Annotated in this window: 20 protein-coding genes; 15 read left to right on the forward strand and 5 right to left on the reverse strand. The window is 70.7% G+C overall.

Features of this window, described 5'->3' with window-relative positions; all coding sequences use genetic code 11:
• From sctE to WS78_RS37230, 5 genes are all read left to right on the forward strand, one after another.
• Nucleotides 1–1,500: a type III secretion system translocon subunit SctE gene (gene sctE / locus WS78_RS23690; RefSeq protein ID WP_059582071.1), complete on the forward strand. Its 1,500-nt coding sequence runs from the start codon at nucleotides 1–3 to the stop codon at nucleotides 1,498–1,500.
• A gap of 45 nt (nucleotides 1,501–1,545) precedes the next feature.
• Nucleotides 1,546–2,133, forward strand: a complete 588-nt coding sequence (locus WS78_RS23695) for a type III secretion system translocon protein SseD (RefSeq protein ID WP_226377298.1) — start codon at nucleotides 1,546–1,548, stop codon at nucleotides 2,131–2,133.
• An 11-nt stretch (nucleotides 2,134–2,144) separates the two neighbouring features.
• Nucleotides 2,145–2,579 carry a type III secretion system effector protein SseE gene (locus WS78_RS23700; RefSeq protein WP_038754765.1) on the forward strand — a complete coding sequence of 145 codons (435 nt, stop codon included), beginning with the start codon at nucleotides 2,145–2,147 and terminating at the stop codon, nucleotides 2,577–2,579.
• A 263-nt stretch (nucleotides 2,580–2,842) separates the two neighbouring features.
• Nucleotides 2,843–3,661 (forward strand): Crp/Fnr family transcriptional regulator, encoded by an 819-nt coding sequence (locus WS78_RS23705; protein ID WP_161788711.1) that lies wholly within the window; start codon nucleotides 2,843–2,845, stop codon nucleotides 3,659–3,661.
• 337 nt (nucleotides 3,662–3,998) lie between these two features.
• Nucleotides 3,999–4,151, forward strand: a complete 153-nt coding sequence (locus WS78_RS37230) for a hypothetical protein (protein WP_197419488.1) — start codon at nucleotides 3,999–4,001, stop codon at nucleotides 4,149–4,151.
• Nucleotides 4,152–4,219: 68 nt separating this feature from the next.
• On the opposite strand, the gene WS78_RS36225 is transcribed toward WS78_RS37230, so the two are convergent.
• Nucleotides 4,220–4,558, reverse strand: coding sequence for a hypothetical protein (locus WS78_RS36225; protein WP_145986879.1), 339 nt, complete (start codon nucleotides 4,556–4,558; stop codon nucleotides 4,220–4,222).
• Nucleotides 4,559–4,581: 23 nt separating this feature from the next.
• On the opposite strand from WS78_RS36225, the gene WS78_RS23715 reads away from it, so the two are divergent.
• From WS78_RS23715 to WS78_RS23765, 10 genes are all read left to right on the forward strand, one after another.
• Nucleotides 4,582–5,529: a TauD/TfdA dioxygenase family protein gene (locus WS78_RS23715; RefSeq protein WP_059582066.1), complete on the forward strand. Its 948-nt coding sequence runs from the start codon at nucleotides 4,582–4,584 to the stop codon at nucleotides 5,527–5,529.
• Between the two features lie 140 nt (nucleotides 5,530–5,669).
• Nucleotides 5,670–6,746, forward strand: a complete 1,077-nt coding sequence (locus WS78_RS23720) for an ABC transporter substrate-binding protein (protein ID WP_063889466.1) — start codon at nucleotides 5,670–5,672, stop codon at nucleotides 6,744–6,746.
• A gap of 11 nt (nucleotides 6,747–6,757) precedes the next feature.
• Complete coding sequence (locus WS78_RS23725; protein ID WP_197419487.1) at nucleotides 6,758–9,739, forward strand: TonB-dependent receptor; 2,982 nt, start codon at nucleotides 6,758–6,760, stop codon at nucleotides 9,737–9,739.
• 25 nt (nucleotides 9,740–9,764) lie between these two features.
• Nucleotides 9,765–11,420, forward strand: a complete 1,656-nt coding sequence (locus WS78_RS23730) for an ABC transporter permease (RefSeq protein ID WP_082717375.1) — start codon at nucleotides 9,765–9,767, stop codon at nucleotides 11,418–11,420.
• A 59-nt stretch (nucleotides 11,421–11,479) separates the two neighbouring features.
• Complete coding sequence (locus WS78_RS23735; RefSeq protein WP_059582058.1) at nucleotides 11,480–13,141, forward strand: arylsulfatase; 1,662 nt, start codon at nucleotides 11,480–11,482, stop codon at nucleotides 13,139–13,141.
• A gap of 202 nt (nucleotides 13,142–13,343) precedes the next feature.
• Complete coding sequence (locus WS78_RS23740; RefSeq protein WP_059582048.1) at nucleotides 13,344–14,192, forward strand: TonB family protein; 849 nt, start codon at nucleotides 13,344–13,346, stop codon at nucleotides 14,190–14,192.
• A 27-nt stretch (nucleotides 14,193–14,219) separates the two neighbouring features.
• Nucleotides 14,220–15,383 (forward strand): MotA/TolQ/ExbB proton channel family protein, encoded by a 1,164-nt coding sequence (locus WS78_RS23745; RefSeq protein WP_082717373.1) that lies wholly within the window; start codon nucleotides 14,220–14,222, stop codon nucleotides 15,381–15,383.
• Between the two features lies 1 nt (nucleotide 15,384).
• Entirely contained in the window at nucleotides 15,385–15,816 is a 432-nt protein-coding gene (locus WS78_RS23750) for an ExbD/TolR family protein (RefSeq protein ID WP_038754753.1), read from the forward strand.
• A gap of 54 nt (nucleotides 15,817–15,870) precedes the next feature.
• Complete coding sequence (locus WS78_RS23755) at nucleotides 15,871–16,692, forward strand: ABC transporter ATP-binding protein (protein WP_081990091.1); 822 nt, start codon at nucleotides 15,871–15,873, stop codon at nucleotides 16,690–16,692.
• A 530-nt stretch (nucleotides 16,693–17,222) separates the two neighbouring features.
• Entirely contained in the window at nucleotides 17,223–17,693 is a 471-nt protein-coding gene (locus tag WS78_RS23765; RefSeq protein WP_038745489.1) for a DM13 domain-containing protein, read from the forward strand.
• A gap of 568 nt (nucleotides 17,694–18,261) precedes the next feature.
• On the opposite strand, the gene WS78_RS23770 is transcribed toward WS78_RS23765, so the two are convergent.
• The 4 genes from WS78_RS23770 to WS78_RS23785 all read right to left on the reverse strand — a co-directional run bounded on the left by WS78_RS23770 (nucleotide 18,262) and on the right by WS78_RS23785 (nucleotide 22,635).
• A complete protein-coding gene (locus WS78_RS23770) occupies nucleotides 18,262–18,762 on the reverse strand; it encodes a cupin domain-containing protein (RefSeq protein WP_038745513.1) in 501 nt (166 codons plus the stop codon).
• 324 nt (nucleotides 18,763–19,086) lie between these two features.
• The gene (locus WS78_RS23775) at nucleotides 19,087–20,058 is read right to left on the reverse strand and encodes a phytanoyl-CoA dioxygenase family protein (RefSeq protein ID WP_059627729.1); all 972 of its coding nucleotides are present in this window, start codon (nucleotides 20,056–20,058) and stop codon (nucleotides 19,087–19,089) included.
• A 633-nt stretch (nucleotides 20,059–20,691) separates the two neighbouring features.
• Entirely contained in the window at nucleotides 20,692–21,825 is a 1,134-nt protein-coding gene (locus WS78_RS23780; protein WP_059582040.1) for an MFS transporter, read from the reverse strand.
• A 27-nt stretch (nucleotides 21,826–21,852) separates the two neighbouring features.
• On the reverse strand, nucleotides 21,853–22,635 hold the full coding sequence (locus WS78_RS23785) for a DeoR/GlpR family DNA-binding transcription regulator (protein WP_059582038.1): 783 nt from the start codon (nucleotides 22,633–22,635) through the stop codon (nucleotides 21,853–21,855).
• Nucleotides 22,636–22,776 lie beyond the last annotated feature (141 nt).

The following is a 22,776-nucleotide window of genomic DNA, read 5'->3' on the forward strand; positions in this document are numbered from 1 at the left end:
ATGACGGTTGCGATCAACGCACATGGAACGCAAGGCGGCGCGCTCGCGCCGATCGATCCCGAACGGCAGGCGGACGGCGCGGCGCGTGCGCGCGCCGCGGCGGGCCTGCTGCGCGTCGCGGCGGCCGTCGTCGACGATGCGCGCGCGGGGCTCGCCGCCGACGGCCGCGCGCCGCTCGCCGCGCAGGCGCTCGTGTCGATGAAGGAGGCGGCGGGCGCGCTTGGGCGCGTGCTCGGCCAGTTCGATCGCGCATCCGGCGAAAAAGGCTCGGCGTCGTCGATCGGCCTGCGCGATTTCGAAAAAATGTCGATGGAGACGATGCTGCTCGCGACGACGCTGCTGTCGACGAAGGCGCTCGGTAACACCGCGGAGCTGAAGAGCAAGGCGCTCGACATCATGTCCGCGAAGCAGGAGGAAGTCCGCCGGCAGGAGATCAAGGATTATCGCGAGCAGATCGACAACGCGGTCGAGCAGCAGCAGAAGGCGAAGAAGGCCGGCATCTTCGGCGTGATCTTCGACTGGATCGTCGCGGCCGTCGAGGTCGTGTCCGGCGTCGCGAAGATGATCGGCGGCGCGCTGTCCGGCAACGCGATGATGGTCGCGGGCGGCGCGATGGACCTGATGGCGGGCTTCGCCGGCGTCGTGAAGGCGACGATGAACACGCTCGCGCTGATCGACGAGAAGAACGCGGACAAGTACCGGCAGGTCGCGGACGTCGCCGCGAAGGTGCAGTTGACGTTCGAGATCGCGGGCGCGGTCGTCGACGTGACGAGCGCCGCGCGCAACATGCTGCTCACGAAGGCGATTCCGAAGGCGACGACCGCCGTGCTCGAGAAGGGCGCGGGCGAGGCGCTCGAGCAGGCGGTCAAGGCGGGCAGCAAGCAGGCGGTCGAGACGGCCGCGCAGGCGGTCGGCAAGGAAGTCGCGTCGCAGGTGTCCGAGCAGATCCTGCAGGGGCTCGGCAAGGCCGCGCTCGAGGCGTCGAAGAAGGCGGGCAAGGAAGCGCTGCAGAAGACGGTCCAGCAGCTCGGCGTGAACCGGATGCTCGAGAGCTTCTCGCGCGAGGCGATCGAGAAGATGGTGACGAAGGCGGTGCAGAAGGTCGCGAACGAGGCGATCGACCGCGGCGCCGAGATGACCGCGCAGGCGCTGACGCAGGCGATCGCCAAGCAAGTGAAGCGCGACGTGATGGCGGCCGCGCTGAAGGCGTCGCTGTCGCCGCTTCTGAACACGACGCGCGCGACGGTCGCGGCCGCGAGCCAGACGACGTCGGGCGTGCTCGGCGTCGAGCGCGCGAAGCTGCAGAAGGAAATCGACCAACTGATTCTCGACCAGCAATGGCTGCAGATGTGCTTCGAGTTCTACAAGCAGCAGAAGGAAGCGCAGACGAAGGACGCGCAGGCGCTCGTCGAGAAGGCGGGGCAGGCGATCGAGGACGGCGGCCAGGCGCTCAGGCAGAGCGGCGCGGTGCAGTCGCGGGTCGCCGCGGCGATGGTTTGAACGCACGGCGCAACGACGCCGTTTGAAATTCGAGGAGAACGAGTGATGAGTACTGTGACGCAAGCCGGCGGCGCGCCGGTCCGCACCGATACGCCGGGGCTCGGCGCGGCCGGCCTGTTCGACGGGGGCGACGCCGCGATGGGGCCGATGGCGACGATCGACCAGTTGAAGGCGAGGCTGCAGAAGATCTTCAGCGACATGCGCGACCTGGAGCGCACGTTCAACGAGACGATGCAGCGGATCGCGTTCGACCGGCAGGTCGGCGTGCTCGAGACGAGGAAGCAGGCGATCATGCAGAACTTCGACGCGGCGATGGCGTCGGCGGTCGCGCAGATCGTCGGCGGCGCGATGAGCGCGCTCGGCGCGGCGTCGGGCAGCCAGCTCGGCGCGACCGCGACCGACGGGCTGTCGAAGGCCGGGCAGGGGATCGCGGGCGTCGCGAACGCGTCGCTCGTGCGCGACGCGCAGCAGACGCAGTTGCAGGGCGATTTCGATAGCCAGTCCGTCGAGCGTCTGCAAAAGGCGCTCGCGTCGACCCTCGAGCGCGCGCTCGACGCGTCGCGGCAGATGCGCGACGCGCTGCGCGAGCTCGTGACGCTGCAGGGGCAGATGGCCGCCGCGGTGCGGTACTGACGGGAGGCGCGATGCAGGCCGAAGCCCTCGATGCGGCAACCCGCTATCTGCAAGCGCAGGGCATGCATCCGGAGCCCGCGTATTTCGGCGAAAGCCATTTCCGGATCGGCTGGCGCGTGCGGGTCAACGATCTCGATCTCGTCTACCGGCTCGTCGACGACAGCCTCGTCGTCTGCGATCTCGCCACGCGCGGCGGCGGGGGCGGCCCGAGCGACGCGGTCGCGACGTTCATCCATCTCGTGCACCGGATGGAGCGCGCCGGCATTGCGCTGCGCGAGGTGCGCGGAACCTTCTTCGAGACGGCGTCGAACGCGCAACTGAACCGGCTGCGGCAGCGGCTCGCGACGGTGCTCGAGGCGCAGGGCGCGTACTGGCGCGACATCGACGGCGATCCGTGGCTGATCTATCCGGTCGGCGCGCGCGGCGCGGAGGCGGCGCGGCAGTAGCGGCGCGATCGCGGGGCGGCGCGCCGCGCGCGTGTCGGCGCGACGCGCGGCCAGGCGGCGGCCGCATGCGCACGACGGCCGCGCGGCGATCAGGGCCGCCGGCGCGGCCGAGGCCCGCGGGCCGGCGCGCCCGGCCGCTTTGCCGGCCAGCCGCGCGGCGGCCCGGCCGTGATAAGCACATAAAAAAGAAGTCGTTGGCGAGGGCGGGAAACGGTGCTTTCATGTGCTGCCCCGATTCTTCCCGCGCGATGCGCGTCGACATCATGAGCGAGATCAGCGAAGCGATCGAGATACGCCGTCCGCCCGCGCATGCGCCGCGCCCGTCGTCCGGGCACGCCGCGCTGCCGTTCCAGCCGCAACGCGCCGGCCGCGCGCTCGACGCGCGCACGCGCCGCGCGATCCACGCGGCGTTCACCGCGAATCCGTGCCTGCGCAACTGGCCCGCCGAATCGATCGATGGGCTCTGCGACGCCGGCTATCTGAAGACCTGGCTGAACGGCGAGCTGATCTTCGCGCGCCATGGCCCGTGCGACGACATCCAGGTGGTGCTGTCCGGCGCGATCGAGATGAGCTGGACGAACGCGGCGGGCGCGCGCGCGGTCGCCGTCTACATGTGGCCGAACGAGGTGATCAACTTCATTCCGGTGATCGACGGCGGCGGCTCGATGCACGACCAGCGCGCGCACGGGCTCACCACGCTGTTCCACATCTCGCGCGACGCGCTCTTCGCGCAGTTCGAGCGCGAGCCGGCGCTGCTGCGCGGCGTGCTCGAGCTCATCTGCGTGCGCAGCCGCGCGCTGCACCGGCGGATCGGCCGGACCGCGCTGTCGGGCTTTCGCGCGCGGCTCGCCGACCAGTTGCTGACGCTCGCCGAATGGCACGGCCAGCCGACGCCGCGCGGGATCGAGCTGACGATCCGGCTGTCGCAGGAGGATCTCGCGTCGCTGCTCGTCGCGTCGCGGCAGAGCGTGAACAAGGAACTGCGCCGGCTCGTGCGCGAGCGGATCATCGATTCGCAGTACAGCCGGCTGACGATTCTCGATCTCGACGGGCTGCGCGCGATCAGTGACGGCGAAGAATGACGGTGTGACGCGCCGCGCCGGGGGCGGGGCTGTGCGTGCACGGCTCCGATCGCGGCGGCGCGGGCGCAGCCGCCGGATCTGCGCGGCCGCGCGCGATACGCGCGGCGCGCGCAATTCCGGTTTCGGTTCCGTCGGCGGCGACGCGAGCGCTCGATCGATCCGCCATGACAATCGGCACGGCCGCGTGACTTCCGTGCGGGCGTGCCACGGCTGCCAACCGTTCCCGGCCGCCGCGATCGCGCGGGCCGGATAGATCCGGCGTTCGATCGCGGCGAGGTTCGACCCGGCCGAGATTCGGCCGTTTCCCTTCGGCCGTTTCCCGACGGCATGCGCCTGCATGCGCATGATCGAAGGCGCGGCGGCGTGCTCCGCAACCCCTGACGCGCAGCGCAGGCGGCTCGCGTCGATCGGCGTCGGATCGCCGAACCGGAGCGCGGGCGCGCGCCCGATCGGGACGTCGACCAAGGGCCGGCCGCCGTGGCTCGACTGAACCGGTGCGGACGCGCGCCGCGGGCGCACGCCGTCCTCCAGGTTTCATCCGAATGCCTGCTGAGCTTTTCAGGCCGCCGCGCATAACGGCATGCGAACTTCTTCTGTCAAATGTCCAACGCGCGATAGATTCGCCGCCGCCGCTCTGCCGATAATGATCTCCATCAAATGCAACCGGCAGAGCCCTTGACGTGCTGAATACGTTCGCGCTATCCGCCCATCGCCCGACTCGACGCCGCGTGCATCCCGCGCCGCGCCGCGCGCGCATCTGCCGCTGTCGCCGCCGCTGATCCGGCCGCGCGGTTCGCGGCGGCCGCCGCACCCGGTTTTTCCGGTTTTTTCCGATTCGCCGCTTTCGTCGTTTCCGTCGCCGCGCGCCGCGCAGGCGCGCCGTTTCGTCTCGTCCATCGTTTTCTCCATCGGAGTCCGTCATGACCAATCTGAGTCTCGCCGTATCGAACACGCTCGACGTGCGCCCCGTCACCGGCCGCATCGGGGCCGAAATCCATGGCGTGAAACTGTCCGCGCAGCTCGACGCGGCGTCCGTCGACGCGATCCGCGCCGCGCTCCTCAAGCACAAGGTGATCTTCCTGCGCGACCAGGCGCATCTGAGCGACGCCGAGCAGGAAGGCTTCGCGAAGCGGCTCGGCGAGCCGGTCGCGCATCCGACGGTGCCCGTCGTCGAAGGCACCGACTATCTGCTCGAGCTCGATTCGCACCGCGGCGGCCGCGCGAATTCGTGGCACACCGACGTCACGTTCGTCGACGCGTACCCGCAGGCGTCGATCCTGCGCGGCGTGACGATTCCGGAAGTCGGCGGCGACACCGTGTGGGCGAACACCGCGGCCGCGTACGACGATCTGCCGGCGCCGCTGAAGACGCTCGCCGACGCGCTGTGGGCCGTGCACAGCAACGAGTACGACTACGCGAGCCACCGGATCGGCACCGGCGACACGCCGCACGACGTCGCGGCGCTCAAGCGCTATCGCGAGGTGTTCGTGTCGACGCGCTACGAAACCGAGCATCCGGTCGTGCGCGTGCATCCGGAGACGGGCGAGAAGACGCTGATCCTCGGCCACTTCCTCAAGCACTTCATCGGCGTGACGCCGGGCGGCTCCGCGCATCTGTTCGAACTGCTGCAGAGCTACGTGACGCGGCTCGAGAACATCGTCCGCTGGCGCTGGCGCGAAGGAGACGTCGCGATCTGGGACAACCGCGCGACGCAGCACTACGCGGTCAACGACTACGGCGACGCGCGCCGCGTCGTGCGCCGCGTGACGCTCGCGGGCGACGTGCCCGTCGGCGTCGACGGCCGGCGCAGCGTCACGCGGCTGCGCGAGCCGAATCCGCGCGCGAGCGCGGACACGAAGGCCGCTTGATGTCGGCATGTCGACGCAGGCGCGCGCCGAGCGACCTCGCCCCCAGCGCGGTGGCGTCGCGCGCTGCCGCTGCCGCCGCCGCCGCGCATCGCGCGCCGCGCGTCGCTCGCTTCGTTCAACCCCAGAACGCCAGGATTTCCATGAAGCATCTGATTCGATGGCTGAAGCCGCTTCGGCTCGTCATGCTCGCGTGGGCGCTCGCCGCGCCGGCCCACGCATTCGCGCAAACCGTCATCCGCATCGCGGTGCCCGACACGAGCGCCGGGCCGAAGCCCGCGGGCGGCGGCGTGGTCGACGTGATCCATGCGAACCGGCTGCTCGAAAAGGCGTTCGCGAAACAGGGCGTGGACGTGCGGTGGACCTTCTTCAAGGGCGCCGGCCCGGCGATCAACGAGGCGTTCGCGAACGGGCAGGTCGATCTCGCGTTTCTCGGCGATCTCGCGGCGGTGATCGGCCGCGCGAACGGCCTCGACACGCGCCTCGTCGCCGCGCTCGCGCGCAACGTGAACGGCTTTCTCGCGGTGACGCCGGGCTCGGGCGTCACTGACCTGCGCGCGCTGAAGGGCAAGCAGGTCGCGGTGTTCCGCGGGACCGCGCTGCAACTGTCGTTCGACAGCGTGCTGCGCGCGGAAGGCCTCGCCGAGCGCGATTTCCGCATCGTCAATCTCGATCCGAACGCGGCGGCCGCGGCGCTCGCCGCGCGCCGGATCGATGCGGCGTGGGGCTCGGCCGGCGTGTTCGTGCTGCGCGACAAGGGGCTCGCGGACGTGCCCGTCAGCACGAAGGGCCGGCAGGGCGTCGGCACGCTGAAGGCGGGGCTCGTCGCGTCGTCCGCGTTCCTGCGCGCGCATCCGGAGCTCGCGCGCACGGTCGTGAAGACCGTCGTCGAGGCGTCGCAGTGGCTATCCGACAAGCGCAATCTCGATGCGTACATCGCGCTCGAACAGCAGCAGGCGAGCATTCCGCCGACCGTCTGGCGCAACGAGCTCGCCGAAAGCGATCCGGCCGTCGTGTTCTCGCCGCTCATCGATCGCCATTACGTCGACGCGTTCAAGCAGGACGTGCGCGTCGCGAAGGAAGCGGGGCTGATCCGCCGCACGTTCGACGTCGACCAATGGATCGACCGCAGCTATCTCGACGCCGCGCTGCGCGAGCTGAATCTCGGCGCGCGCTGGCAGGCGTACGAATCGTTCGGCCGGCCGGGCAGCGCGCTTTGACGGGCGGGGCGATGAAGCGCAATACGATTCGATTCGGCTCGACGCTCGTCGCGGCCGCGCTGGCGCCGGCGGCATGGGCGCAGGCGGAGGCCGGCGCGCAAGGGCAGGCCGGCGCGGCGGCGGACGTGGCGCGTGCGCCGCAGGCGGCGAATGCGGCGAATGCGGTGAATGCGGGGACGAAGCCCGGCGCGACGAATGCGCTCGATGGGCGCGATGCGACGAGCGCGGCGGGCTTGCCGGCCGCATCGACGCTCGCGCTCGCCGAAACCGCGACGCGCGCGCCCGATCCGGCCCGGGCGGCCGGCGTGCGAGACGGCGTCGAAGCCGCCGGTGCGCCGCCGCCCGCCGCGCGGACGGCGAATGCGTTGCCGGTTGCGGGCGGGGCCGATTCGGCGAATGCGCCCGATGCCGCAAGCGCCGCCGACGCGACTCGCGCCGAGCGTGCGAGCGGACCGGTTCGCGCGACGGAATCGTTCGGGGCCGCAGGCGGCGGCGCGACATCCGATGCGACATCCGATGCGACATCCGATGCGACATCCGATGCGACATCCGACGCGGGCGCTTCCGGCGGCGGGCCGTCGAAGGCGGCCCGATCGGCCGGGCCGACTGGGCCGACTGGGCCGACTGGGCAGGCTGGGCAGGCTGACCGACGCGACGCCGCGTCGCCGGCCGCAACCGCCCCAACCGCCCCAGCCGCCCCAGCCGCCCCAGCCGCCTCAGCCGCCCCAGCCGCCTCAGCCGCAACCCCACCGGCCGGGCGCAGCGCCGCCGCCTCGTCGAGCGCCGCGCTGAAGGACGTCGTCGTCACCGCGCGCCGCCGCAAGGAGAACGCGCAGCAGGTGCCCGCGCCGATCTCGACCGTCAGCGGCGACGATCTCGAACTGCAGCGCAACTACCGCGTGCAGGACCTGCAGACCGTGCTGCCGAGCACGAACGTCGCGTTCATCCACGCGCGCCAGTCGAGCATCTCCGTGCGCGGCCTCGGCAACAATCCGGCGAACGACGGCCTCGAGGGCAGCGCGGGCGTCTATCTCGACAACGTCTATCTCGGCCGCCCCGGAATGGCCGTGTTCGACGCGTTCGACATCGACCAGATCGAACTGCTGCGCGGCCCGCAGGGCACGCTGTTCGGCAAGAACAGCACGGCCGGCGTGATCAACATCACGACGCGCCGGCCGACGTTCAGGGCCGAGGCGTCGATCGAGCAGTCGGTCGGCCAGCGGGGCTATGCGCAGACGAAGGCGGTGCTGTCGGGGCCGCTCGCGGACACAGTCGCGGGCCGGCTCGTGCTGTACCGCACGCACGACGACGGCGACGTGAAGAACCGCTACACCGGCGGCCGGCTCAACGGCGGCATGCGCGAAGGCGTGCGCGGCGAGCTGCTGTTCAAGCCGTCGGCGAGCCTGAACGCGCGCGTGATCGCCGACTATCACCGCGAGGATTCGAGCTACGGCACGACGGTGCTGTACGGCTTCGGGCCGACGATCAACGGCTACAACCCGTTCCTGAGCCGCGCGGCGTCGATCGGCGCCGCGCCCGTCACGAACCCCGCGCTGCACGAGGTGAACCTCGATTCGCGGCAGCACGTGAGCGTGCATCAGGGCGGGCTGTCGGCCGAAGTCGACTACACGCTGCCGAGCGGCCACACGCTGACGTCGATCAGCGCCGCGCGCTTCTGGAATTTCGAGCCGGCGAACGACGACAACCTCGACAAGCCCGCGATCTACAACACGGGCGTCGCGGTCAACGATCACCAGCTGTCGCAGGAGTTCCGGCTCGCGTCGCCCACCGGCGGCCGCTTCGATTACGTCGCGGGCGCGTACTACTTCCATCAGCGCCTGAGCAACCGGACGTTCGCGTACTACGGCCCGTTCGCCGACGCGATCGTGCTCGGCAACCGCAGCGGCGCGCTCGCGAACACGACGTCGATCGCGCCCGCGACGATGACGACCGACAGCTTCGCGCTGTTCGCGCAAGGCACGTGGCACGCGAGCCCGCGCGCCGATATCACGGCGGGCATTCGCGGCACGTACGAGACGAAATCGGCGAGCGTCACGCGCGACGCGCCGGCGGGCGGCGCGGCCGTGCCGCCCGCCGTGCAGGCGGTGCGCGACGCGGTGATCGGCCGGTACGCGTCGGGCGACCTGAACCTGTACAGCCTGAGCCCGTCGGCGCTGCTCAATTTCGGCTACAAGCTCGCGCCGAACGTGCTCGGCTACGTGACGCTGTCGCACGGCGAGAAATCGGGCGGCGCGAACCTGTCGGTGTCGTCGGCGCCGACGCAGGGCGCGCAATCGCTCCTCGTCGGGCCCGAGCGCGCGAACAACGCGGAGATCGGCGTGAAGAGCGAGTTCTTCGAGCGCCGGCTGACGGTCAACGCGAACCTGTTCTGGACGCAGGTGAGCGGCTATCAGGCGACGAGCTTCCTCGCGACGCCGACGGGCGTCGTCTCGGTGCTGTCGAACGCGGCCGACGTGAGGAGCCGCGGCGCGGAGCTCGACGTGCGCGCGATGCCGATCCGCAATCTCGTGCTCGGGCTCAACGCGTCGTACGTCGATGCGGCCTACACGTCGTACGAGAACGCGCCGTGCCCGTCGGAAGTGTCGATCCCGAATCCGAAGGCGGTCTGCAGCCTGACCGGGCGGCCCGTCGCGGGCGCGCCGCGCTGGATCGTCAACCTGAACGCGCAATACCAGTTCCGGCTGCGTCACGACATCGACCAGTATGTCGCCGCGCAGTATTCGCTGCGCTCGAGCCAGTACGGCACGCTCGACGATTCGACGTACGGCCGGCTGCCCGGCTACGGCGTGCTGAACCTGACGACCGGCTGGCGGCTCGCGATGGGCCGCCATCAATGGGACCTGTCGCTGTGGGCGCGCAACGTGTTCGACCGCCGCTACTACCTCGCGTCGTTCGCGACGATCAACGGCGCGTACACGGCGTCAGTCGGCGACGAGCGGATGTTCGGCGCGACGCTGCGCTACGACTACTGACGCGCGACGACGAAGGAGCCAGACGATGACGAGATCGCCCCGCACCGCATCGGCCGCCGCGCCGTTCCTCGGGCCGGCCCGCGCGCCGCGCGCGGCGTCGTACACGCCGCAGACGCTGCGTCGCGCGTTCGCCCGCCGCGCGGGCGCAGCCGGCTGGCACCGGCTCGCCGGCGCGGTGCTGCCCGCGCTGCTGTTCGCGCTGTGGTGGCACGCGTCGCATCGGCAATGGATGTCGCCGCAGATCCTGCCGACGCCCGAGCTCGTCTGGCAAACGGCCGTCGAGCTCGCCGGCGACAACCTGTTCTCGCAGCTCGCGGTGAGCCTCGCGCGGCTCGCGACGGGGTTCGCGGCGGGCGTGGCCGCGGGCGTCGCGCTCGGCGCGCTGACGGGCCGCTCGCGCACCGCCGACGACATCGTGTCGCCCGTGTTCTATGCGTTCGCGCAGATCCCGACGCTCGCGTGGCTGCCGCTGCTGATGGTCGTGCTCGGCATCGGCGAGGCGCTGAAGATCGCGCTGATCGTCAAGGCGGTGCTCGTGCCGGTGGCGATTCACACGCAGCTCGGCGTGCGCGGCGTGCCGCCGCGGCTGCGCGAGATCGCCGCCGTCGCGCGGCTGCCGCGCGCGGCGACGCTGCGCCTGCTCGTCGCGCCCGCCGCGCTGCCGCCGGTGATGACCGGGTTGCGGATCGCGCTCGCGCAGGGCTGGCTCACGCTGATCGCGGTCGAGCTGCTCGCGTCGTCCGAGGGGATCGGCTATCTGATGGTGTGGGGCCGGCAGATGTTCCAGCTCGACATCGTGTTCGTCTGCATCGCGGTGATCGGCGCGACCGGCTTCGCGATGGACGACGCGCTGCGCCGGCTCGACGCGGGGCTCGTGCGCTGGCCGCGCGCGGCGCTCGCCGAGCATGCGAGCGCGCCGCGCCGCAGCGCGCTCGCATGGCTGCACGGCGCGCTGCTGCCCGCCGCGCTCGCGGCGCTTTGGGCGGCCGCCGCGCACTGGCATTGGGTGGACGCGCGCGTGCTGCCCGCGCCGTCCGCCGTGCTCGCGAGCGCGTTTCGCGACATCGCGAGCGGCGCGCTGCCCGTGCCGCTCGCGCGCACGCTGCTGCGCGCGCTCGAAGGGCTCGCGCTCGGCGCGACGGCGGGCGCGGTCGCGGGCGTGGCGTTCGGTCTCGTGCGCGGGCTCGGCCGCGCGGCCGGGCCGACGTTCGCCGCGCTGCGCCAGGTCGCGATCTTCGCGTGGATTCCGCTCCTCACCGCGTGGGCCGGCATCGACGAGCTGTCGAAAGTGATCTTCGTCGCGCTCGCCGCATTCTTCCCGATGCTCGTCGCCGCGCAGCGCTCGGTCGAGAGCCTGTCGCCGCAGCTCGCCGAAGCCGCGCGCACGCTGCGGCTGCCGGCACGGCAGCGGCTGGGGCAGCTCGTGCTGCCCGCGATCGCGCCCGGCCTTTTCGCGGGCCTGCGGCTCGGCCTCGTCTATGCGTGGCTCGGCGCGATCGGCGCCGAGTACTTCATGCCGTCGGGCGTCGGCATCGGCGGCTTCATGCTCGACGCGCAGCAACTGTTCCGGATGGACCGGCTGATGAGCGCGGCCGTGATCGTCGGCGCGCTCGGCGCGGCGCTCGGCTGGCTGGGCGGCCGGCTCGAAGCCGCGGCGACGCGCTGGCGCGGCCCGCGCTGAGCGCTTCGCTTTTCTTCCTTTCCTTCGATCGAAACCAGAAACCAGGAACCAGAGCCACCATGTCGACCCAAGCAAGCTCCCGGCGCAAGCCGGCCGATCGGCCGAACTTTCTCGTGATCGTCGCCGACGATCTCGGCTTCTCCGACATCGGCGCGTTCGGCGGCGAAATCTCGACGCCGAACCTCGACGCGCTCGCCTACGCGGGCGTGCGCTTCACCGATTTCCACACCGCGTCCGCGTGCTCGCCGACGCGCTCGATGCTGCTGACGGGCACCGATCATCACGTCGCCGGGATCGGCACGATGGCCGAGGCGCTGACGCCGGAGCTGCAGGGCAAGCCGGGCTACGAGGGCTATCTGAACGAGCGCGTGGTCGCGCTGCCCGAGCTGCTGCGCGACGCCGGCTACTTCACGGCGATGGCGGGCAAGTGGCACCTCGGGCTCACGATCGAGCGCGCGCCCGCCGCGCGCGGCTTCGAGCGCTCGTTCGCGCTTCTGCCGGGCGCGGCGAACCATTACGGATTCGAGCCGGTGCCGGCGGACGCCGAGCAGCCGCGGCTGATGCGCTCGACGCGCTCGCTGTACGTCGAGGACGATCGCCTCGTCGACGCGCTGCCGGACGATTTCTACTCGTCCGACACCTTCGCGGACAAGCTGCTGCAATACCTCGGCGAGCGCCCCGACGACGGCCGGCCGTTCTTCGCGTATCTGCCGTTTTCCGCGCCGCACTGGCCGCTGCAGGCGCCTGCCGACATCGTCGCGAAATATCGCGGCCGCTATGCGGACGGCCCGGCCGCGCTGCGCGGCGCGCGCCTCGCGCGGCAGCGCGAACTCGGCTTGCTCGGCGCGCACGTCGACGCGCATCCGGTCGTCGCGCGCAACGCCGAGTGGGCGCAGCTCACGCCGGACGAGCGCGCGTTCTCCGCGCGGACGATGGAGGTGTATGCGGCGATGGTCGAGCGGCTCGACTGGAACGTCGGCCGCGTGGTCGACTATCTGAAGGCGACGGGCGAGCTTGACGACACGTTCGTGCTGTTCCTCTCCGACAACGGCGCGGAGGGCGCGCTGCTCGAGGCGCTGCCGGTGTTCGGGCCGAATCTCCAGCAATTCATCCGCGACTACTACGACAACCGCCTCGAGAACGTCGGCAACGGCAATTCATACGTGTGGTACGGCCCGCGCTGGGCGCAGGCGGCGACCGCGCCGTCGCGGCTGTACAAGGCGTTCACGACGGAAGGCGGGATTCGCGTGGTCGCGTTCGCGCACTATCCGGCGCTCGCGCGGCGGCGCGAGATCAGCGACGCGTTCGCGACGGTGATGGACGTGACGCCGACCGTGCTCGAGCTCGCGGGCGTCGCGCACCCGGGCGCGCGCTATCGCGGGCGGGACGTCGCGGCGGTCAAGGGCGCGTCGCTCGCGCCCTACCTGCGGCGCGACGCGGCGCGCGTGCATGACGACGCGCACGTGACGGGCTGGGAGCTGTTCGGGATGCGCGCGGTGCGGCAGGGCGACTGGAAGGCGGTGTTCATTCCGCAGCCGGTCGGGCCGGGCGCGTGGCAGCTTTACGACCTCGCCGCCGATCCGGGCGAGACGCGTGATCTCGCGGATGCGCAGCCCGATCGCCTCGCCGCGCTGCTCGAGCACTGGGCCCGCTATGTCGCCGACAACGGCGTGCAGGACGGCGCGGTGCGCGTGTTCGCGACGCAGCCGCAGGACGCATGAACGCGCGTGTCGATCGCGGCCGTTGCCTGCGCCGTCGCTGTTGCCCTCGCGGCGCGGGCGGGGGCGCGAGCGGGCGCGTGCCGGCCCATGCGCACGCGTTCGCGCGGGCGTGCGCCGCTTCGTCGTCCCGGCGCGCGGGGGCGTTCGTCGTCGTCGCGGACGACGGCCCGCCCAGCGCGGCGCATTTCCAACGGAGCCCATCGTGACGATTTCCGTGCAGACCGCTTTTTTTCCCGACATCGCGCGGCCGCAGGACGAAGCGGCGTCGTTCGCGCCGATTCCCGCGCGGCGCGGCGCGCATGCGGGCACGGCCGTGTCGGTCGCGCTGCACGGCGCGGCGCTCGCCGCGCTGTGGGCGTTTCACGCACATGCGCCGCAGCCGCCCGCGCGCGAGCGCGCGATCGAGCTGACGATCGCGCAGCCCGCGCCGGCGCGCACGCTCGTCGCGCCGCAGCCGGCGCCGGCGCCCGTGCATGCGTCGCGCGAACCGGCGAGCGAGCCCGTGAAGCGCGCCGCGCCGCCGCCCGTGCGCCGCAGCGAGCCGGCGCGGCCTGCGGCTCCCCGTTCCGCCGAGCCGGCCGCGCGCCCCGCGCCGCCGGCGAACGCGCCCGCCGCGACGCCCGCCGCGACGACTGCCGCTGCAGCCGCGCAGCCCGCACCGGCTGCACAAGCCACGTCCGCGCTGCCTCCGCCCGCGCCGAGCGCCGCATCGACGCCCGCCGCATCGCGGCCGTCGCCGGCCGTCGTCGGGATGTCGGGCATCCCGAGCGATTACGCGGCGAAGGTGCTCGAGCGGATCGACCGCTACGCGGCCGACAGCTATCCGCGCGCCGCGCGGCTGCGCCGCGACGAAGGGCGCGTCGGCTACCGGCTCACGCTCGATCCGGACGGCCGCGTGCAGCACGTCGAAATCGTCTCGTCCGGCAACGGCGAGCTCGACGCGGCCGCGCGCGAAGCGATCCGCGCGGCCGCGCCGTTTCCGAAGCCGCCGGATCTCGGCGCGAGCGCGTACCGGCTCGCGGGCGCGATCGTCTACCAATTGACCGACTGACGCCGTCTTTTTTCTCAGGAGAACCGCATGAATTCCGCCCACGTCGCCGCCCATTTGTCGCCGCTGCAGTTGTTCGAGCAGGCGGACTGGCTCGTCAAGAGCATCATGGCGCTGCTCGCGCTCGCGTCGGTGGCGAGCTGGGCCGTCATCGCCGACAAGCTGCTGCGCTTTCGCACGCTTGAACGCCGCGCCGCGCGCTGGCTCGCGCTGCTGCGCGAGCCGCGGCCGCTGCCCGCGCTCGCGCAGGCGCTCGGCGCGCACGCCGGCGATCCGTTCGCGCGCGTGTATCGCGCGATCGCGGCCGAGTGGCGCGAAAGCTGGCGGCAAGGGCTCGAGCAGCGCGAAGCCGGGCGCGACAGCCTGAAGGAGCGGCTCGCGCGCGTCGGCGCGATCGCGCGCGGCGTCGAGATCGAGCAGTTGCAGCGCGGCTTGCCGGTGCTCGCGACGGTCGGCTCGGTCGCGCCGTTCGTCGGGCTGTTCGGCACCGTCTGGGGGATCATCAATGCGTTCCAGGGGATCGCCGCGACCAACGACACGAGCCTTGCCGTCGTCGCGCCGGGGATTGCCGAGGCGCTGTTCGCAACCGCGCTCGGGCTGGTCGCCGCGATTCCGGCCGTCGTCGCGTACAACCGCGCGTCGGGCGATTTGAACGCGTACGCGAACCGGCTCGACACGCTCGCGGGGCTCGTCGAAGTGCAGTTGTCGCGGCAGCTCGATGCGGGCGATCCGGTCGTCGACGCGGACGGCGGCGCCGGCCGTGACGCGCAGCGCGTCAGCGGCCGCGACGGGAGCGCGGCGCACGGCGATGGCGCGCGGCCGGCGGTCGCTGGGGTAGCGGTGGCGGCGGTCGCGGCGAATACGGCGAATACGGCGAATACGGCGAATACGGCAAATACGGCAAATACGGCAAATACGGCAAATACGGCAAATACGGCAAATACGCCGGCCCCAATTGCGCCGGCGGCGGCAATCGGCCGTACCGCGGCGGCCGCACCGGCCGCCGCGAGCATCGCTGTCGTGTCGACGCGAGCGGGGGAGCGCGACGCGTCGTCGGCGCTTGCGCGTTCGACCACGCGCACGTCGTCGGCGGCGGCGACGACCGCGACGGCGACGGCGGTCGAGCCGCGCGACGCGGCCGGCCTCGTGCCCGTTGCCGCAGGCATCGCGGGCGTCGCGACGGGAGGGGCGTGAGATGGGCGCGAAGATCGGAACGACATCGGCCGCGCGCGCGGCGGCCGCGCCCGTCAGCGACATCAACGTGACGCCGCTCGTCGACGTGATGCTCGTGCTGCTGATCGTCTTCATGGTCGCCGCGCCGCTGATGGCGCAGGGCGTGAAGGTGGACTTGCCGCAGGCGAAGGCGGGCGCGCTCACCGAGGACAAGCCGCCGATCGCGGTGAGCTTCGCGCGCGACGGCAAGGTGTTCGTCGGCACGACCGAGGTCGCCGCCGCGCAGCTCGTGCCAGCGCTCGCGCGCGAGGCGGCGGGCGACGCCGCGCGGCGGATCGAGATCCGCGGCGACAAGGCGCTGCCGTACGGCCGCATGATCGAGGCGATGGGCGAGATCAGCGCGGCCGGCTACACGAAGATCGCGCTCGTGTCCGAGCCCGCGCCCGCGCGATGACGGCGTCGCGGCGCGGTCCGGCCGGCGTTCGTTTTTTTTGACCGGAGAACGGAGATGAATCGATTGACGCCCGCCGTCGCGTTTCGCGGCGTCGGCAAGACGTTCGACATGGGCGGACGCGCCTACGAAGCGATCCGCGGCTTCTCGCTCGACATCGCGGCGGGCGAGCTCGTCGCGATCGTCGGCGCGAGCGGCTGCGGGAAGTCGACGCTGCTGCGCCTGCTCGTCGGCCTCGACACCGAGTTCGACGGCGAAATCCGCGTCGACGGCGAGCCGATCGCGGGCATCGGCGCCGAGCGCGGAATCGTGTTTCAGGAGCACCGGCTGTTTCCGTGGTTGACGGTGGCGCGCAACGTCGCGCTCGGCGTCGCCGCGCAGGCGCTGCCGGGCGACGAGGCGGCGCGGCGTGTCGCCGACGCGATCCGGCTCGTCGGCCTCGACGGCTTCGACGACGCGTTGCCGCATCAACTGTCGGGCGGCATGGCGCAGCGGGTCGCGATCGCGCGCGGGCTCGTCGCCCGCCCGCGAATCCTGATGCTCGACGAGCCGTTCGGCGCGCTCGACGCGCTCACGCGCCATCAGCTTCAGGACGAGCTGCTGCGGATACGCGAACGCGAGCGGATCACGACGCTGTTCGTCACGCACGACGTCGACGAGGCGGTGGTTCTCGCGGATCGCGTCGTCGTGATGCGGCCGCGGCCCGGGCGGATCGGACAGGTCGTCGAGATCGCGCTGCCGCGGCCGCGCGATCGCGGCAGCTACGACTTCCACCGCTATCGCGAGCGGCTCACCGAATCGCTGCTGCGCGACGGCGTCGAGGTCGGCGACTTGCGCGCGGCGGCGCATGCGTTCGAGCTCGATCGGATCGCGTGGTAGCGGGGCGGCCGCGGCGCGCATGCGTTCCGTGAGGATGCGTTCCGTGAGGATGCGTCGAGGTTCGCGGCGCGACGGCGCGCCGTGACGTGCCGGGACGCGCGGCCGCGAATCCCTCGTATATCCCGAGAATCCCGAGAATCCCGAGAATCCCGAGAATCCCGAGAATCCCGAGAATCCCGAGAATCCCGAGAATCCCGAGAATCCCGAGAATCCCGAGAATCCCGAGAATCCCGAGAATCCCGAGAATCCCGAGAATCCCGAGAATCCCGAGAATCCCGAGAATCCCGAGAATCCCGAGAATCCCGAGAATCCCGAGAATCCCGAGAATCCCGAGAATCCTCGCCGACTTCGTCAGGCTCTCCAAGTTCCCCGAGTCCGATCGGCCGGTCGCGACTTCCGTCCCGCGACCGCTTGCCGCACGTCGAACATGGCCGCCCGGCTGTCATATTTCGCCCGCCGCGCCGACTGTCGTCATGCCGGGCCCGTTCGCGGGCAACGGCGCATCGATTCGACTACGGAGGACGGAAGCTATGAAGAAAGAAGGGATCTGGATCGGCTCGCACGTGATCGCGTTCGTATTGGGCTTCGCGCTCGGCGTGTATTCGCTGCCGCTCCTGACGGCCGAAGCCGGCGCGAGCGAAACCGAGCTGCGCCCGATCACCGGACGCGCGCTTTACACGGGCCGCTTCGAGCGCGGCCTGACGGGCGGCGATCCGCTGCACTGGACGGACGGCAAGCTGTCCGTCACGCGCACGGCGCTCGCGTTCGAGGGGCGCGTCGCGCCGGGCCCGGACTACAAGATCTACCTTGCGCCCGAATTCGTCGCGTCGAAGCAGGCGTTTCTCGCGATGAAATCGCGCGCGCTGCGGGTCGGCGAGCTGAAGACGTTCGGCGACTTCGTCGCGCCGCTCGCGGAGGGCGTCGACGTCGACGCGTATACGACCGTCGTGATCTGGTGCGAGCGGTTCTCGCAGTTCATCGGGGCGGCGCGGTATCGGTGATGCGTGCCGGTCGGGCGCCGTCGGATCGGCGCGCGGCGAAATCGCGGCGGAATAGGGATTGGGCGAGTTGATATCCTAAGAGCGCAAGAGCGCAAGAGCGCAAGAGCGCAAGAGCGCAAGAGCGCAAGAGCGCAAGAGCGCAAGAGCGCAAGTGCGGAAGAGAGGAAGAGAGGAAGAGAGGAAGAGAGGAAGAGAGGAAGAGAGGAAGAGTGCGAAAGTGCGAAAGTGCGGAAGCGCCGGTCCGCGCTGCCTTGCCCGTCGACGGCTTGCGCCGGATCGGCGGAGCCGGGCGCTCTGCGCGCATCGAGCCTCTTTTCTCGCCGTTCAGCGTGCGCACGCTTCAATGCGCCGCTCGGCGCGAGTTTCGGGGGCTCGGGGGCACGCACCTCGGCGGGCCGCGCCGTCGCCGGTCACGCTCGCCGTGCTGCCCGATTGCGATGCCGGATGCCGGCGGGCGCCATCCCCGTCGCTTGTCGTCGGCGGCGGCCGATCGTCGGTCGCTGCTCGCTGCTCGCGGCTCGTCGCGCCGCCGCCGGGCAACCGGCGAAGCGCGGCGCCGAACGAACCGTCAGCCATCGCCGTCGCGCGGCGCGGGCTTGCCGTCGTGCGGCCCGAGCGGCCGCGCGGGCCAATCGATCCAGCGGTCCGCGCGCGTCGCCTCGTACGCCTTGTTGCGCGGATAGCGAATGCGATTCTCGGCTTTCGGCCTTTCGCCGACGACGAGCAGCCGAACCTCGGCGTCCGTGTCGTTGATGAACGTGTGGCAAAGTCCGGTGCCGGCCGGGAACCCGACGGCGTCGCCGGGCGCGAGGCGGTGCAGGTGTCCGTCGAGCCAGACGTCCGGCGTGCCTTCCAGGACGAACACGAATTCCTCTTCCGCGCTTTCCGCGTGCGGATACGACGTGCGGCGGCCGGGCGGCAGCCGGCAATGATGGATGCCGATCCGCGTGATGCCGAGCTTCGCCGCGAGCGGCGCGCCGATCGCGAGCAGTTCGGTGTCGCCGCGATAGTGCGCGTCGTCTTCGTCCTCGAGTTCGGTCCAATGGCGGATGCAGTCCGGGCGGGTCAACATGGAAGGCTCCTTGTGAACGTGCGCCATCACACCATGCCGCGCCTGCCTTGTCCACGCTCGCGCGGCGGCGGTTCGGCGCGGCCACGCCGTTTGAATCGAAAGCGCTCGTCGGGCGGGCAAGAGCGTAACGCGGCTGCTCGAGTCCGTCGGCAGTATCGACCGAACTTGGCCGTGGCGAGCGGGGTGCTGCCGTCGTCGGCCGAATGTGCTCCCGATGAAGCCGATGCCCGCCGAGTGCCGGCTCGACGGGCGCCGATCGACGATTTGCTCCGGCATGTTTCCCCGCTCCGTAGCGAACCTAGTTCGACCGGCGACGCACGCTTAACGCGTCAGCGCGGACTTGATCGAACGCCAGAGCGAGCGGCGAGCGGGAGACGATGACCGAAGATCGTAGTACATGCTCGAATAGTGTAGCTGGCCACGCTGGACGACGGCGTCGTGGCAGGGGGCGTGATCGAAGTACCGTGGCCTTGCCGAGGCCGGGCAGAAATGTCCGACGAGGCTTTGGCGAGTCAGCGCCGGATCGACGACGGGCGAGCCGCCGTGCGCGAGATCGGCATGCCACACGAGGATGTCGCCCTTCTTCGCGAGGAAGCGTTCGACGCCTCGCTCGCTACTGGCGGCGGAGCTGCGTAGCCAGTCGGACCATTGCTCGTGAACATCCCAGCCGTCCAGGGCGGCGTCGAAGTGCTTGCGTCCCTCGCCGAACGGCCAATCGGGCAGGCGGTGGCTGCCGGGCGCGTACATCAATTCGCCCGAGCCTTCCTTGATGTCCTCGAGCGCGATCCAGCATGCGGCGAGTTCCATCGGGCGGTCGACGACGACATAGGCGGTGTCGCGGTGCAGGCCCTGCTGCGAACCTTGGTCGAAGCTGAGGCTTTGGAAGAGGAGCGGCGCTTCGCCGAAGATGGCCTTCAGGAAAGCGATCAGCTGCGGCGACGAAAAGAGGTCCAGCGCCTCGCTCATTGCGCCGTAGCAGTCCACGACGCGCGTGCCGAGGCGGTTCACGGGTTCGTCGAGCTTGCGCGTGTCACGCGAGCCGTGCTTTTGGTAGAACAGCTCCGGATTTCCTTCCCGGAACGAAAGGTCGATTTGCGCCTGGAACGCATCCACTGCGCTCGGATCGGCGCCGCCTTCCAGCACGATGAAGCCGTCGCGGACAAAATCCGTAATGAGACGAGCAAGCTCCGGAACAGGCACTCTTGATTTCAATTGCTCCTGCCAGTCGGTGCGGTCGATCCACATACCGCCGAAGTTGGAATGGTTGTCGACATGGCCCGAAGTTGTGATCATCGTTGGTCTCCAAGGGACGATTTTGGTCTGAATTGGGCGCGGCAAATAATGCGATGTATCGCGACATTTTGCTTACGCACAAATATCAATAATATTACATTCGCTGAGAGTGCGAATTACGGGAACGAGCGGGGATGTTTAGTCCAATTGGCTGCGACGCGGGATTGATCGCGTGATCGTGGCCGCAGAAAAGACCGTCCCAAACGGACTTGGGGGATCAAAATGACGAGAGGCGCGAAGCCAGGCGCTGTGCCGTTGCTGTCGTGAAGTGTAAGGAGCGGCATCGGACCGCGTGAATGAGCGCCGTGACAAGAAGCGCCGGCAATCCGCCCGAGCTTCGTTCGCGAAAGGCGAAGACTTTGCCGTATCGCGGGTGTGCGACTTGCCAATGCGTCGGCTCAGTCGGCGGTCGAGCGGTGGACGCGACACGAAGCCGATCCGCCCGACCGAGTTCGCTGGCCGCTCCGGCGCTTCTCCACGGTTTTCGCGCGCGATAGATCCGCGCACGCTCGGTGAGGAACATGGCACACGTCGCTCGCCACGGCGAGGAGCGATGCGGCGAGCCAAATTGTCCCGAGCGCGACTACCGTGCGAAACGTCGCGCGCAGGGCCGCGTTGCGTCGGGCGCGGTCGCTACCGCTTCCCCGTCACGAGCCGGGCGCAGCACGGAACGAGGCACAGCAGGACGGCCAGCATCCAGAACGCGCTTTCGAGGCCGACGCTCCGGGCGACGAAGCCCATGCCGGCCGGGCCGACCAGATGGCCTCCGTAACCGGTGATCGTGATGACCGTGACGGCCAGCGCGGAAGGCATCGCCCGCTGCGCGCCCGCACGGCGAAACAGCACGGGCACGATGTTCGACGCGCCCAGGCCGATGAACGCAAAGCCGGCCATCGCGACGCCCGCAATCGGCGCGGTCAGCAGAATCACGAACCCGGCGACTGCGAGAAGTCCGCCCCAGAACATCGTCGGCCGATCGCCAATGCGCGTCGCGATCGCATCTCCGCCGAACCGGCCGGCGGTCATCGCGATCGAGAACAGCACATAGCCCAATCCGCCCTGGGCCGCGACGACGAGCCCCTTGTCCGTGATGAGCAACGCGCTCCAGTCGAGCAGCGCGCCTTCGGCGAGAAACGTGATCGCGGTGAGGAGCGCGAGGAGCGGAACCACGCCGCGCGGCATCACGAACCGCGGCCGCTCGCCGGCCTGCGCGCCTTGCAGCAGTCTGGGGCTCGCGAAGAGGATCGCGGCGAGCATCGGCATTGCGCACAGCAAGGTGCTGGCGAACGTGCCGATGCGCATCGAGAGCAGGAACGTCATGATGCCGGAGCCGGCGGCGCCGCCGACGCTGAAGAGCGCGTGAAATCCGGACATCAGCGGCCGCGCGGCGGCGCGCTCGACTTTGACCGCATGGACGTTCATCGCCACGTCGAGCGAGCCGAGCGCCGCGCCGAACGCGAACAGCGCGACGCCGAGCGTGATCGGCCCGCTCGCGACGGTCAGCAGCGGCAGGATCGCGGCGAGCGCGACTCCGCCCGCGACGATGATCGGCTTGCTGCCGTATCGCGTGCTGAACGGGCCGGTGAGCAGCATCGAGGCCACCGAGCCGAGGCCGACGCAGAGCAGCAGCGCGCCGAGAGCGCCGTCGTTCACGCCGAGCCGCTGTTTCGCGAACGGCACGAGGGGCGCCCAGCACGCGAGCCCGAAGCCCGCCGCGAGAAAGGCGAGACGGGTGGCAAGCCGGGTAGCCGGCCGGTCGGCGGACATGTCGATCGACTCCACGAAGAACGGGCGTTACGGCCGCACGGGCGGCTGCGCCTGCAACACCGACGCACCGGCTTTCGACAGCAACGCGCATTCGGCGCGCGGCAGATCGTGCTCGACGACGATGCAGCCGATCTCGTCGATCGTCGCGACACGGTGCGGCGCGCGCGCGGCGAGCTTGTCGGCCGTCGCGAGGACGACGCGGCGCTCGCTCGCGGCGACGACGGCGCGCTTGAACGCCGCATCGGCGATGCCGAATGCGCTGAGGCCGCCTTTCGGCGACAGCGCGCAAGCGCCGAGAAAGGCGTGATCGACGTTCATCCGGCTGACGCTCTGAACGGCGGCCGCGTCGACGCATCCGCCGACCGCCGGATCGACCGCGCCGCCGATCATGATCAGGTTCAGATCGGAGCGCCGCAGCACGGCGGCGGCGATGTCGATCGAGTTGGTGGCGACCGTGAGCTCGGCGTCTTCGGGCAGGAACTCGACCAGCGCGAGATTGGTGCTGCCGCTGTCGAGAAACAGCAGTTCGCCGCGCCGGATCAGCGGCGCGGCCGAGCGGGCCAGGGCCTCCTTGCGTTCGCGCGCGGCGTCGATCCTGGCCGCCATCGGCGCGGACGCCGGCGTGACGGGCAGCGCGCCGCCATAGACCCGGCGGCAGCGGCCTTCGGCGGCCAGCGCGCGAAGGTCGCGGCGTATCGCGTCTTCGGAAACGTCGAATTCGGCGGCGAGCGCCGCGGCCTGGACCGGCTGCCCGAGGGCCAGCCGGCTTGCGATGGTGTCGCGTCGCGCGAGGGGAAGTGCGTCGGTCATGCACGCAGTATAACGTGCATAAACAAGAATTGAAACGTGCAAGAACGTGCATTTCGGAATGAGCGGGCGCCGCCGCCGTCGCGCGCCGGCGTTCGGCCGGACGCGCGGCGGCGCGAATTCCCGTGGCTGCACTTCGATCCG

The sequence above is a fragment of the Burkholderia savannae genome (assembly GCF_001524445.2).
In the GTDB taxonomy this organism is placed as follows: domain Bacteria; phylum Pseudomonadota; class Gammaproteobacteria; order Burkholderiales; family Burkholderiaceae; genus Burkholderia; species Burkholderia savannae.

What these genes read in the sequence shown, in the direction of transcription:
- sctE (WP_059582071.1), top strand. Translation starts at nt 1, where the DNA reads ATGACGGTTGCGATCAACGCACATGGAACGCAAGGCGGCGCGCTCGCG.
- WS78_RS23695 (WP_226377298.1), top strand. Translation starts at nt 1,546, where the DNA reads ATGAGTACTGTGACGCAAGCCGGCGGCGCGCCGGTCCGCACCGATACG.
- WS78_RS23700 (WP_038754765.1), top strand. Translation starts at nt 2,145, where the DNA reads ATGCAGGCCGAAGCCCTCGATGCGGCAACCCGCTATCTGCAAGCGCAG.
- WS78_RS23705 (WP_161788711.1), top strand. Translation starts at nt 2,843, where the DNA reads ATGAGCGAGATCAGCGAAGCGATCGAGATACGCCGTCCGCCCGCGCAT.
- WS78_RS37230 (WP_197419488.1), top strand. Translation starts at nt 3,999, where the DNA reads ATGCGCATGATCGAAGGCGCGGCGGCGTGCTCCGCAACCCCTGACGCG.
- WS78_RS36225 (WP_145986879.1), bottom strand. Translation starts at nt 4,558, where the DNA reads ATGGACGAGACGAAACGGCGCGCCTGCGCGGCGCGCGGCGACGGAAAC.
- WS78_RS23715 (WP_059582066.1), top strand. Translation starts at nt 4,582, where the DNA reads ATGACCAATCTGAGTCTCGCCGTATCGAACACGCTCGACGTGCGCCCC.
- WS78_RS23720 (WP_063889466.1), top strand. Translation starts at nt 5,670, where the DNA reads ATGAAGCATCTGATTCGATGGCTGAAGCCGCTTCGGCTCGTCATGCTC.
- WS78_RS23725 (WP_197419487.1), top strand. Translation starts at nt 6,758, where the DNA reads ATGAAGCGCAATACGATTCGATTCGGCTCGACGCTCGTCGCGGCCGCG.
- WS78_RS23730 (WP_082717375.1), top strand. Translation starts at nt 9,765, where the DNA reads ATGACGAGATCGCCCCGCACCGCATCGGCCGCCGCGCCGTTCCTCGGG.
- WS78_RS23735 (WP_059582058.1), top strand. Translation starts at nt 11,480, where the DNA reads ATGTCGACCCAAGCAAGCTCCCGGCGCAAGCCGGCCGATCGGCCGAAC.
- WS78_RS23745 (WP_082717373.1), top strand. Translation starts at nt 14,220, where the DNA reads ATGAATTCCGCCCACGTCGCCGCCCATTTGTCGCCGCTGCAGTTGTTC.
- WS78_RS23750 (WP_038754753.1), top strand. Translation starts at nt 15,385, where the DNA reads ATGGGCGCGAAGATCGGAACGACATCGGCCGCGCGCGCGGCGGCCGCG.
- WS78_RS23755 (WP_081990091.1), top strand. Translation starts at nt 15,871, where the DNA reads ATGAATCGATTGACGCCCGCCGTCGCGTTTCGCGGCGTCGGCAAGACG.
- WS78_RS23765 (WP_038745489.1), top strand. Translation starts at nt 17,223, where the DNA reads ATGAAGAAAGAAGGGATCTGGATCGGCTCGCACGTGATCGCGTTCGTA.
- WS78_RS23775 (WP_059627729.1), bottom strand. Translation starts at nt 20,058, where the DNA reads ATGATCACAACTTCGGGCCATGTCGACAACCATTCCAACTTCGGCGGT.
- WS78_RS23780 (WP_059582040.1), bottom strand. Translation starts at nt 21,825, where the DNA reads ATGTCCGCCGACCGGCCGGCTACCCGGCTTGCCACCCGTCTCGCCTTT.
- WS78_RS23785 (WP_059582038.1), bottom strand. Translation starts at nt 22,635, where the DNA reads ATGACCGACGCACTTCCCCTCGCGCGACGCGACACCATCGCAAGCCGG.